Source organism: Sphingomonas sp. (assembly GCF_048594985.1).
GTDB lineage: Bacteria > Pseudomonadota > Alphaproteobacteria > Sphingomonadales > Sphingomonadaceae > Sphingomonas_I.
This window is the reverse complement of record NZ_JBMDXG010000232.1, coordinates 1-10,899: the sequence shown is the minus strand read 5'-3', so window position 1 is coordinate 10,899 and position 10,899 is coordinate 1. Positions and strand designations below refer to the sequence as shown.

Annotated in this window: 13 protein-coding genes and 1 tRNA gene; 11 read left to right on the top strand and 3 right to left on the bottom strand. The window is 67.3% G+C overall.

What is annotated here, in order from left to right:
- Window positions 1–9 precede the first annotated feature (9 nt).
- The 5 genes from aroA to ACOJSF_RS09205 are packed head-to-tail and all read left to right on the top strand — an operon-like array spanning window position 10 to window position 3,743.
- A complete protein-coding gene (gene aroA / locus ACOJSF_RS09225) occupies window positions 10–1,308 on the top strand; it encodes a 3-phosphoshikimate 1-carboxyvinyltransferase (protein WP_420141918.1) in 1,299 nt (432 codons plus the stop codon).
- Window positions 1,305–2,294, top strand: a complete 990-nt coding sequence (locus ACOJSF_RS09220) for a proline iminopeptidase-family hydrolase (protein WP_420141917.1) — start codon at window positions 1,305–1,307, stop codon at window positions 2,292–2,294. The genes aroA and ACOJSF_RS09220 overlap by 4 nt, the downstream gene beginning before the upstream one ends.
- Window positions 2,291–2,536, top strand: coding sequence for a CBU_0592 family membrane protein (locus tag ACOJSF_RS09215; protein ID WP_420141916.1), 246 nt, complete (start codon window positions 2,291–2,293; stop codon window positions 2,534–2,536). The genes ACOJSF_RS09220 and ACOJSF_RS09215 overlap by 4 nt, the downstream gene beginning before the upstream one ends.
- The gene (cmk, locus tag ACOJSF_RS09210; protein WP_420141915.1) at window positions 2,533–3,168 is read left to right on the top strand and encodes a (d)CMP kinase; all 636 of its coding nucleotides are present in this window, start codon (window positions 2,533–2,535) and stop codon (window positions 3,166–3,168) included. The genes ACOJSF_RS09215 and cmk overlap by 4 nt, the downstream gene beginning before the upstream one ends.
- A complete protein-coding gene (locus ACOJSF_RS09205) occupies window positions 3,168–3,743 on the top strand; it encodes a peptidylprolyl isomerase (RefSeq protein ID WP_420141914.1) in 576 nt (191 codons plus the stop codon). The genes cmk and ACOJSF_RS09205 overlap by 1 nt, the downstream gene beginning before the upstream one ends.
- 18 nt (window positions 3,744–3,761) lie before the next feature.
- Here the strand turns inward: ACOJSF_RS09205 and ACOJSF_RS09200 are convergent, their stop codons facing one another.
- The gene (locus ACOJSF_RS09200; RefSeq protein WP_420141913.1) at window positions 3,762–4,640 is read right to left on the bottom strand and encodes a VOC family protein; all 879 of its coding nucleotides are present in this window, start codon (window positions 4,638–4,640) and stop codon (window positions 3,762–3,764) included.
- A gap of 148 nt (window positions 4,641–4,788) precedes the next feature.
- Between ACOJSF_RS09200 and ACOJSF_RS09195 the strand changes: the two genes are divergently transcribed.
- Entirely contained in the window at window positions 4,789–5,958 is a 1,170-nt protein-coding gene (locus ACOJSF_RS09195) for a Gfo/Idh/MocA family protein (RefSeq protein WP_420141912.1), read from the top strand.
- Here the strand turns inward: ACOJSF_RS09195 and ACOJSF_RS09190 are convergent.
- The gene (locus tag ACOJSF_RS09190) at window positions 5,948–6,256 is read right to left on the bottom strand and encodes a hypothetical protein (protein WP_420141911.1); all 309 of its coding nucleotides are present in this window, start codon (window positions 6,254–6,256) and stop codon (window positions 5,948–5,950) included. The two genes, ACOJSF_RS09195 and ACOJSF_RS09190, sit on opposite strands and share 11 nt — an antisense overlap.
- A 95-nt stretch (window positions 6,257–6,351) precedes the next feature.
- Here ACOJSF_RS09190 and ACOJSF_RS09185 point away from each other — a divergent pair, with 95 nt between their 5' ends.
- The 5 genes from ACOJSF_RS09185 (at window position 6,352) to ACOJSF_RS09165 (ending at window position 10,145) form a co-directional block, all read left to right on the top strand.
- The gene (locus ACOJSF_RS09185) at window positions 6,352–6,798 is read left to right on the top strand and encodes a hypothetical protein (RefSeq protein ID WP_420141910.1); all 447 of its coding nucleotides are present in this window, start codon (window positions 6,352–6,354) and stop codon (window positions 6,796–6,798) included.
- Between the two features lie 242 nt (window positions 6,799–7,040).
- Entirely contained in the window at window positions 7,041–7,592 is a 552-nt protein-coding gene (locus ACOJSF_RS09180) for a PilZ domain-containing protein (protein ID WP_420141909.1), read from the top strand.
- 263 nt (window positions 7,593–7,855) lie between these two features.
- Complete coding sequence (rpsA, locus tag ACOJSF_RS09175) at window positions 7,856–9,562, top strand: 30S ribosomal protein S1 (protein WP_420141908.1); 1,707 nt, start codon at window positions 7,856–7,858, stop codon at window positions 9,560–9,562.
- Window positions 9,563–9,747: 185 nt separating this feature from the next.
- Complete coding sequence (locus tag ACOJSF_RS09170) at window positions 9,748–10,026, top strand: integration host factor subunit beta (protein WP_420141907.1); 279 nt, start codon at window positions 9,748–9,750, stop codon at window positions 10,024–10,026.
- A 35-nt stretch (window positions 10,027–10,061) separates the two neighbouring features.
- Window positions 10,062–10,145: transfer RNA gene (locus ACOJSF_RS09165), tRNA-Leu, on the top strand.
- Between the two features lie 85 nt (window positions 10,146–10,230).
- Here ACOJSF_RS09165 and ACOJSF_RS09160 read toward each other — a convergent pair.
- Window positions 10,231–10,899 (bottom strand): spermidine synthase (locus ACOJSF_RS09160; RefSeq protein WP_420141906.1); only part of this gene is annotated, 669 nt, incomplete at its 5' end.

The window sequence follows — 10,899 nt, the reverse complement described above, 5'->3', positions numbered from 1 at the left end:
TTCCGAAGCGTGCGGCCGCTGTCCGGCCGCGCCGGCGTCCCCGGCGACAAATCGATCTCGCACCGCGCACTGATGCTGTCCGCGCTGGCGGTGGGCGAGAGCGTGGTGGAGGGCCTGCTGGAGGGCGAGGATGTGCTGGCGACCGCCGCCGCGATGCGCGCCATGGGGGCCACGATCGAGCGTGGCGCCGACGGCCGCTGGACCATCCACGGCGTCGGCGTGGGCGGTCTGCTCCAGCCGGACCAGGCGCTCGACATGGGCAATTCGGGCACGTCGACGCGGCTCCTGATGGGGCTGGTGGCGAGCCACCCGATCACCGCCACTTTCATTGGGGACGCGTCGCTGTCCAAGCGCCCGATGAACCGTGTGATCGCGCCGCTGAGTGAAATGGGCGCGGAGATCAATGCCAGCCCGGGCGGGCGGCTGCCGCTCATGCTGCGCGGGCTCTGCCCGGCCGTGCCGATCGAATACTGCCTGCCGGTCGCCTCGGCGCAGGTGAAGTCGGCGGTGCTGCTCGCCGGCCTCAACACGCCGGGTGTCACGCGCGTGATCGAGCCGGTGCCGACGCGCGACCATAGCGAGCGCATGCTTCGGGGTTTCGGCGCGGAGCTGACGGTCGAGGAAGATGGCGACGGCGCGCGCGTCATTTCGATCCGGGGCGAGGCGGAACTCACGCCACAGCATATCGTGGTGCCCGGCGATCCCTCATCGGCCGCCTTCCCGACCGTCGCCGCGCTGATCGTGCCGGGCAGCGAGATCGTGATCGGCAATGTCGGGCTCAACCCGACCCGTGCGGGCGTCTACGACGTGCTGCGGATGATGGGCGCCGACATCGAGTTCGTCGATCGGCGCGAGGTGGGCGGCGAGCCGGTGGCAGACCTGCGCGTGCGCGCGTCGACGCTGCGCGGGATCGAGGTGCCGCCCGACATCGCGCCCAGCATGATCGACGAATTTCCAATCCTGTTCGTCGCGGCCGCGCTGGCCGAGGGCCGCACGATCACGCGCGGGCTGGAAGAGCTGCGCGTCAAGGAAAGCGACCGGCTGGCGGTCATGGCCACCGGACTGCGCGCGATCGGCGCGCGGGTCGAGGAGGCCGAGGAAGGGCTGGTGATCGACGGCACCGGCGGCGCGCCGCTGGCGGGCGGCGCGACCATCGCGACCCATCTCGACCATCGCATCGCAATGAGTTTCGCGGTCGCAGGGCTGGCGGCGACCGACGCCGTCACGATCGACGACATGACCCCGGTCCAGACGAGCTTCCCGGTCTTTACCGAGCTGATGCGCGGCCTCGGTGCCGAACTGCGATGACCATGCTCACCCGCCGCGCGCTGATGGCGCTCGGCGCGGGCGTGCTGGCCGCGCCCTTGCGCGCCGCGACCGCCGCGATGGTCGCTGACGTCCGCCTGAGACCCGACCGGGAGGAGATGATCGCCGTCCCGGGTGGGCGCGTCTACGTCCGCATCAACGGCGATCTTGCCGGCTCGCGCCCGCCGCTCGTGCTGCTTCATGGGGGCCCGGGCAGTTCGCACTGGTATTTCCTGAATGCCACCGCGCTGGCGGGCGACCGCGCGGTAATCCTTTACGACCAGCTCGACAGCGGCCGATCGGAAGCGCCCGGCGATGCCGCCAACTGGGCGGTGCCGCGCTTCGTCGCCGAATTGGAGGCGATCCGCGCGCATCTCGGGCTGACACGCTGGCACGTGCTCGGCGCGAGTTGGGGCGGCACCGTGGCGCTGGAATATGGCGCGCGGCACGGCGACCGGCTCGCCAGCCTGATCCTGCAGTCGCCGCTCGTGTCGACCGACCTCTGGCTGGCGGATGCGCGCCGGCTGAAAGACGCAATGCCCGATGCCGTCCGGCGACTGCTCGACCTGTGCGATACGCCGGGCGCGGCGCCGCAGGCGGCGTGCGATGCCGCGACCGAGGCCTTCTATGCGCGCCATGTCCGCCGCGCCGATCCACCCGCGGCGGTCGCCGCCTATCGCGACGCGCTGCCGCGCAGCTTCAGCCCGGACATCTATCGCTTCATGTGGGGACGGGCCGAATTCACGTCCACCGGCACGCTCAGGAGCTATGACGGCCGCCCGCTGCTCGGACGGCTGGATGGCCCGCGCACCTTGTTTGTCGCGGGCGAACATGACGAGGCGACGCCCGCCACCGTCGCCGGCCTCGCGAAGGCGGTGCCCGGTGCCCGCTTCGCAGAGGTGCCAGACGCGGCGCATACGATCATGAACGACAATCCGGCGGCCTATCTGGCGCTGCTTCGGCCCTGGCTGGCGGAGCATGACGCATGACCTTCGACCTCGCCAACATCGTGGGACTGATCGGCAGCGCGATCATGGTCGTGGCCTTCGCTTATTCGAACATCGCCCGGCCGATGAACCTGGTCCTGTTCAACGTGCTGAACCTGGCGGGGGCAGCATTGCTGATTTCCAGCCTCGTGGTGCATTTCAATCTCGCTTCGATGGCGCTGGAGATCGTCTGGGCGATCATCGCGTTCTTCGGGCTCGTCAGTGCCTTGAGGAGGCGTGCATGATCATCGCGGTCGACGGACCCGCCGCGTCGGGCAAGGGCACGATCGCCAAGGCGCTCGCGCGGCATTATGCGCTCCCCCACCTCGATACGGGGCTGCTCTATCGCGCGGTGGGCATGGCGGTACTGGAGGCGGGCGGGGATCCGGCCTCGCCCGAGGATGCGCTGGAAGCGGCACGCCAGCTCGCCAGCGCGCTCGACGATCCAGGGCTCAAATCGGAAGCGGCGGGCAGGGCCGCCTCGCTCGTCTCGGCGCATCCGGCGGTGCGCGCGGTGCTGCTCGACCGGCAGAAGCATTTTGCGGGCCAGCCGGGCGGCGCGGTACTCGACGGGCGCGACATCGGCACGGTGATCGCACCGCACGCCGACGCCAAATTGTTCGTGACCGCGAGCGCCGAGACGCGCGCGGCGCGGCGCCATGCCGAGCTTGTCGGCATGGGGCTGGACGTCCACCTCGACGCGGTGCTGCATGACATCCGTGCGCGCGACGAACGAGACAGCGCGCGATCGGCCGCGCCCTTGCGCATGGCCGACGACGCCGTCGCGCTCGACACGACCGATCTCACCATCGAACAATCGGTCGCGGCCGCGATCGCGATCGTCGCGGGCCGGGGCCGGCACGCCGCCAACGACTGATGCGCCGCCTCGTCCTCGCCTTTCTTCTGACCCTCGTTGCCGCGCCGCTTGCCGCCGCCCCGCTCCCGCGCGTGGCGATCCGGACCAGCGAGGGAACGATGGTGGTGGAGCTGGAGACGAAGCGCGCGCCGATCACCGCCACCAATTTCCTGCGCTACGTCGATGCGAAGAAATTCGACGGCAAGACCTTCTACCGCGCCGCGCGCGCGAAGAGCGATCCGACGCGCGGGCTGATCCAGGGCGGGATCGACAGCAATATCCGCGAGAGCTTCTTCCCGATCCAGCATGAGCCGACCAGCAAGACCGGGCTCAAGCATCTGGACGGGACGCTGTCGATGGCGCGCAACGCGCCCGGTAGCGCGATGGGCGATTTCTTCATCACGATCGGCGCGACACCGCCGCTCGACGCGCGCCGGGGCTATGTCGGCTACGCCGCGTTCGGGCGCGTGGTGAAGGGGATGGACGTGGTGCGCCGCATCCTCGCCAAGCCGACCTGGCCGGGTGGGCGTTCCTATACCACGCTGGGCCAGTCGATCCGTCAGCCGGTCAAGATCCTGTCCGCCCGCCGGCTTTAGCCGTTCGGGCCGGCGCGGTCAGGGATGTGGATGCGCGGCCGCGAAGGGCGAGCAGCACGGCTCGCCCACCGGTGCGAATTCCATGAACTCGGCGCGCGTGCCGTCGGGATCGATCAGGTTGAGTTGCCACTTCGCATCGAGCCCGATCTTGGGCACGGCGTCCGCCTTCTGCCCCTCCAGCCGCTTGGCCGTCCACAGGCCGGTATAGGTCTCGCGGATGTCGCGCACGCCCAGCGCGAAATGATTGAGGATGCCGAGATTGGCCTGCGACATTCCGGCGGGAATTCCAGTTTCCGCAGGCGTGCCGACCACCATATATTCCAGCCAGTCCGAGCCTTCGGGCACCTGCAGCGAAATCCAGGTCGGCTTGGCCGGGTTGACGCCGCCCGACCAATAGGGCCGGAAGCCGAGCAGGTCGCGCCAGAAGCGGTCCTCGCGTCCGCGATCATGCACGATGAAGCCGACGTGGATCATCCGGTCCGACGCGGCGCGCGCGGACGGAGCCGGCGCGTCCGGGCCTGGCTGCACGAACTGGACCGCCAGCCCTTCGGGGTCGCGCACGTCGAACCAGCGGCTCCCGTCCGCGCCGCGCGCGAGCTTGGCCGGAACCCCCGCGCCCCTGGCCTTGAGGTAGCGGCGAAGCCCCTCCGCGTCGGGGGTGATGAAGGCGGCGTGCGCCAGACGGTTGATCGACGCCGCGCCGGCGGGAAGCGGTAGCACCTCCACGAACTGGCTGGCGCTGAAATGATAGCGCGCCCCGCGTGGATCCTCGGGATCCGGCTGTTTGGTGGCGCCGAGCTGGTCCACGTAGAAGCGTTCGCTGGCGCCGGGATCGGCTGCGTAAACGGCCAGGTGCGACACGGCCACGATCGGCGGACGCGCGGGATCAGCCGCCATCGCCGCTGTTGGAAGCGTAAGCGCCAGCGCGGGCGCAATCCACACCAATCCGCGATGCCCCATCCTGCCTCTCCCTGCTGTTGTTCGTACGATCCTAGCCGCTTAAGCTGGCGCCGTCAGGCCCGCTAGGAGGCCGGGGAGAGATGTCATGGCCGAATCCGTCACACGCCGTTCGTTGATCGAATTCGGGGTGGCGGGCGCCGCCGCCATGATGGCCGGCCGCGCCGGCGCGCAAGGCGGATTGCCCGATCGCGACCGGATCGGCTTCGCATTGGTCGGGCTCGGCAAACTGACGCTCGGTGAGCTTGTCCCCGCCTTTAAGAGCACACGCGTTGCCAAGCTGACCGGGCTCGTGAGCGGCAGCCCCGAGAAGGCCCGCCGCGTTGCGGGGGAACAGGGCCTGCCCGCCGACGCCATCTATTCCTATGCCGATTACGACCGCATCGTCCGCGATCCGCGCATTCAGGTGGTCTATATCGTGCTGCCCAGCTCGATGCATGCCGAATATACGATCCGCGCGCTCAAGGCGGGCAAGCATGTGCTGTGCGAAAAGCCGATGGCGACCACGGTCGCGGATTGCGAGGCGATGATCGCGGCCGCCAAGGCGGCCAACCGCAAGCTGATGATCGCCTATCGCTGCCTGACCGAACCGCTCAACCTCGCCGCGATGCGCGAGGTGCGGTCGGGACGCCTCGGCAAGACCCGGCTAGTCGTGACCGAGATGACGCGGCAGGCCAGCCTGGATGATCCGTCCGACGTATGGCGGCTGGACAAGACGATGTCCGGCGGCGGCGCGCTGCTCGACATGGGAATCTATGGCGTCAACGCCTCGCGATACCTGCTCAACGAGGAGCCGGTCGAGGTTCGCGCCTGGTCGAACACCGACAAGAGCGACCCGCGCTTCAAGACGGTCGAGGACCTCTACGCCTGGCAGTTCCGCTTCCCCTCGGGCGCGATCGCGGAGGGGTCGACCTCGTTCAGCGCCTCGGCGCAGATGGGTTACCGCGTCGTGGGCGCGCAGCGCCGGCTGGTCGCCGATCCCGGCTGCTTCTACGGCGGCAACAAGTTGAGCATCGTCGACGGCGGCCGGCGGCAAGACGTGCCGATCACCGAGATCGACCAGTTCGCGCGCGAAATGGACTGGATGGCCGACGTGGTGCGCGGCAAGGCGCCCTTGCTCGCGCCCGGCGAGGAAGGGCTCCAGGATATCCGGCTGATACAGGCGATCATGGCGTCGGCCGCCGCCGGGGGCCGCACGATCCGCACCGATTTCGGCTATCGTCGTGCGGTCGACCCCGCCGAAGCTGTCAGGAGCTGAGCGACCCGCCGTGCGGCGCCAGGCCAGCGGCGTCGCCGACCTGCTCCTCGCCGGCAAACAGGCGGTCGAGCCGTTCGCGCACCTCCCGCTCATATTCGTCGCGCCGCGCCGAGGGCGGGCCGGAGATTGCAATCTCGCGGCTGATCGCGCTCTTGATCCGGTCGAGTGCCGGACCGTCGATCACGCCCGCCCGGCACAGTTCGCGGCTGAGCTGGATCAGTCCGACCGCCGTCGCCTGCGCGCGCAACCCGACGAACGTCACGGTTTGATGAAGTTTCTTATCCTCATTGTAGGACATTTCTCTCTCCTCGATGATGCGTAACGGATTGACCGTAATCGGTCTCAGATAGACCCGGACGCGCCGCCTGCGAAGTAACGACATGCGGGCGGCTCATGCTCAAAAGCGCCTTGGTGAAGCAGGGCCGGCGGCGTAGACAGCCCCTCGCTCGCACACCCCTTATGTTCGAAGAGGCCATGACCAAGTCCGCCACCGACCTGATGCAGGAAATCCTGCTTTCCTCGCTGATCGAGGCCGCCGAGGCACTGCGCGCCGCTTCCAAGGGGGTGCCCAATGCGATGCTGCGCGACATTCAGGCGATCGGGCGCAATACCGGCTTCGAAGATCTGCCGAAGGAAGTGCAGACCAGCATCACCGAGTCGGTCCGGGCAGCGTTCAACCGTCTGCTGAAAGAAGGCTATAGCGTGGCGCCGAGCAGCAGCCGCGCGCGTGGCGACCGGCCCCCTTCGCCCCCTGCGGGATCGCCGGCCCATCCCCCGCGCCCGCGCGGCGGCCGTCCCGGTGAGCGCCGGCCCCGCCCGCCGCGGCCCCGCGATAGATAGTTAGATCTGAAAGGATAGCGGCGAGCGGGAGTGCATTGTGCGACTGCGCAAAATTACCGGCATCGCCATGCGCCTCCCTTGACCACACAATATCTTATTTCTTTTCGCATCTGCAAAATATGCAAATCTATGTGTTTGATTAATATCTTATTAGTCATCATTTATTTGGACACGAGCGGAATTCGGCGGGAACAACGCATCCGGATGCCAGTATAAGGCATATCACCATTAGAGGTGGCGTTATGTCGTTTTCCGCTTTGTTGTACGACGCAGCAGATCAGAGTCCCTTGCCGCCGAAACAGCACCGGACGCGTCTCGACGCGAACGCGATCAAGCCCGGCGGGACGACCCAAGCGGTTATCGTGCATAACCTTTCGACGCACGGTTTACTGGCAGAGGCCTACCAGCCATTGCCGGATGATCATCCGGTGGTGTTCGATATTCCTGGACTAGGGCCGGTCACCGCCCGCATTTCGTGGCGCGGGGACAATCTGTACGGCTGCGAGTTCGAACGCCCGCTAAGCGCGGCTTCGGTCCAGCGCAAGGTGAGCGGGGAGAAGGTCGTGTGGGGCGCGTTCGGACCGCGACCGGCGCAGGTTGGCGACGCTTCGCCTGCGCGCGGACTCTCCACGCCCATTCCAAGCGCGAACCCGGCGTTATTCGGGTCGCCATCCATCGCGTTTGAGGACATTGGCGCGCGCTGGCCGATCCAGCTCCGCATCGCGGCCATCACGGTCACCGCGCTCCTTTGCTGGCTGATCCCCGGCCTGGTATTGTACGCCATCGCCACCTAGGGTCCCTCGGCCGCGAAAGCTTGCCGCCAGCCTCCGCATGGAGTATAGGGCAGTATCCAGCGAGCGAGGCTCGCGGGGGATGGCGCGCGAGGCGCGGTGATATGCCGTGCTTTTGACGCGCCCTTTTCGCATTTTGCGCTAAGCCCTCCGCCCGTTTCACCCGAAGGATGTCGTTCGCGCATGAGGCGCGGGGGACGGTTCGGCTGAAGACCTCCGGATACAACCGGACGGCCGGAAATAATGACGAAGGACTGACACTGCTTATGGCCACTGCGGCATTTCCCACGCGCGACGATTTCGCGGCGCTCCTCAACGACACGCTCGGCGGCGAGAACCAGGGCTTCGAGGGCCGGGTCGTCAAGGGCACCGTAACCGGCATCGAGAACGACATGGTCGTGATCGACGTCGGCCTGAAGTCGGAAGGCCGCGTGGCGCTGCGCGAATTCGCGCCTGCGCCGGGCCAGAAGGCCGATCTCAAGATCGGTGACGAGGTCGAGGTGTTCGTCGACCGCGTGGAGAACAGCGCGGGCGAAGCGATGCTGAGCCGCGATCGCGCGCGCCGCGAGGCCGCCTGGGACAAGCTGGAGCATGAATTCGCCGCCGGCAACCGCGTCGACGGCGTGATCTTCGGCCGCGTGAAGGGCGGCTTCACCGTCGACCTGAACGGCGCCGTCGCCTTCCTCCCGGGCAGCCAGGTCGACATCCGCCCGGTCCGCGACGTCGGCCCGCTGATGGACCTGCCGCAGCCGTTCCAGATCCTCAAGATTGATCGCCGCCGCGGCAACATCGTCGTGTCGCGCCGCGCCGTTCTGGAAGAGACCCGCGCCGAGCAGCGCACCGGCCTGATCCAGAGCCTGAGCGAGGGCCAGATCGTCGACGGCGTGGTCAAGAACATCACCGATTACGGCGCGTTCGTCGACCTGGGCGGCATTGACGGCCTGCTCCATGTTACCGACATCAGCTACAAGCGCGTCAATCACCCGTCGGAAGTGATCGGCATCGGCGATACCGTCCGCGTGCAGATCATCCGCATCAATCGCGACACGCAGCGCATCAGTCTCGGCATGAAGCAGCTCGAGAGCGATCCGTGGGAAGGTGCGGCCGCCAAGTATCCGGTCGGCGGCAAGTTCTCGGGTCGCGTGACCAACATCACCGAATATGGCGCGTTCGTCGAGCTGGAAGCCGGCATCGAGGGCTTGGTCCACGTTTCCGAAATGAGCTGGACCAAGAAGAACGTCCATCCGGGCAAGATCGTCTCGACGAGCCAGGAAGTCGAGGTCATCATCCTCGAGGTCGACGAAGAGAAGCGCCGCATCAGCCTCGGCCTCAAGCAGGCGCAGGCCAATCCGTGGGAATCGTTTTCGGAGCGTCACCCGGTCGGCTCGACCGTGGAAGGCGAAGTCAAGAACGCGACCGAATTCGGCCTGTTCATCGGACTCGACGGCGAGATCGACGGCATGGTCCACATGTCGGACATCGCCTGGGGCGTGACCGGCGAGGAAGCGTTGGCGCTGCACCACAAGGGCGAGACCGTCCAGGCGCAGGTGCTCGACATCGATCCGGAGAAGGAGCGCATCAGCCTCGGCATCAAGCAGCTGGAGCGTGGCGGCGTTTCGACCGGCGGTTCGGCGGGCGGCGCCAACAAGGGTGCGACCGTGACCGTCACGGTCCTCGCGGTCAACGACGGCGGCCTCGACGTGCAGGTGGGCGACGATGGGGCGACCGGCTTCATCAAGCGCAGCGATCTGGGTCGCGATCGCGACGAGCAGCGGCCGGAGCGTTTCCAGGTCGGCCAGAAGATCGACGCCATGGTCACCGGCTTCGACCGTTCGAAGAAGCCGACTTTCTCGGTCAAGGCGCTGCAGTTCGCCGAAGAGAAGCAGGCCGTCGCGCAATATGGATCGTCCGATTCGGGCGCGTCGCTGGGCGACATTCTCGGCGCGGCGTTGAAGGCGCGCGACGAAGCCTAATCCTTATCAAGAATTCGGCTTGTCTAATGGGGCCGGAGTGGGCAATAATGCCCGCTCCGGCCCTAACTTTTGGTCAGATTGCCTTTGCCTTGTCGCAGGGGCATATAAAATAGGTTAGGTGTATAAGCGGGGTGGCGCGCCGTGGGGGCGGCAGTCGTCTCACCCGGCGTGTGGGGGGCAATCGCGTGATCAGATCCGAGCTTATTGCCCTTATCGCCCGGGACCAGCCCGGGCTCTCGCCACGCGAGGTGGAGGCGCTGGTCTCGTCCTTTTTCGATTCCATCTCGGCACAGCTCGCTGCAGGCGGGCGGGTCGAACTGCGTGGCTTCGGCACCTTCACGACGCGCGCACGCGACGGCCGCGTCGGACGCAACCCTCGCACGGGCGAGGCGGTCGATGTCCACGCCAAGCGTGTCCCTTATTTCAAGCCCGGCAAGGAAATGCGCCACCGGCTCAACGTCTAGCCTTCCCCGCCCTTTGCCCGCTAAGGCACGCGCGGGCGGACGTGGCGGAATGGTAGACGCTGGAGACTTAAAATCTTCTTCCCTCGGGAGTGCGGGTTCGAGTCCCGCCGTCCGCACCACTGCTGAACCGGCCGCCGGCCGGACGACCAACAGCGAAACGGGGCGTCAGGCCTCGGCTGCCAGGGAGCTGGCAAAGCCGCCCGCTTATCTCGACGGGGCCCTTGCGAACCAGAGTGTGTGGATCGGTCCCTTGCCATTCTCCCGCGCGCGAACCTGGACGACCTCGACATCGAAGCCAGTCTTTTTCAGGGCGTGCGTGAAGGCTGGATCGTCGCCGGCCGACCAGACCGACAGAATGCCGCCCGGGCGAAGCGCTTGCCTTACGCGGGCCAGACCGGGTGCCGAGTAGAGGCGATCATTGGCCTGGCGGGTCAGCCCGTCCGGTCCGTTGTCGACATCCAGCAGGATCGCATCATACGCCGTGCGGCGTGCGGCGATCGCGTCCGCGACGTCGGCAATTTCGATCCGCACGCGCGGGTCATCCATACAGCCGTCCGCCAGGTCCGCCATCGGCCCACGCGCCCAGGCAATGATATCCGGGACCAGTTCCGCCACTGTCACCTGTGCATCGGGGCTCACTCGCCCGAGGATCGCCCGCAGCGTGAAACCCATGCCATAGCCGCCGACCAGCAGTCGCGGCGATTGGGCAGGCCGCAGCCGGTCGCACGTCATCGTGCCGAACGCGGTTTCGGAGCCGCTCATCCGGCTGCTCATAAGCTCGTTGCGTTCGAGCATGATGATGAAGTCGCGATCGTGGCGCACCAGGCGTAGGGGTGCGCCGCCCGGCACCTCCGCCGTAGCCAGGAGTTCGCG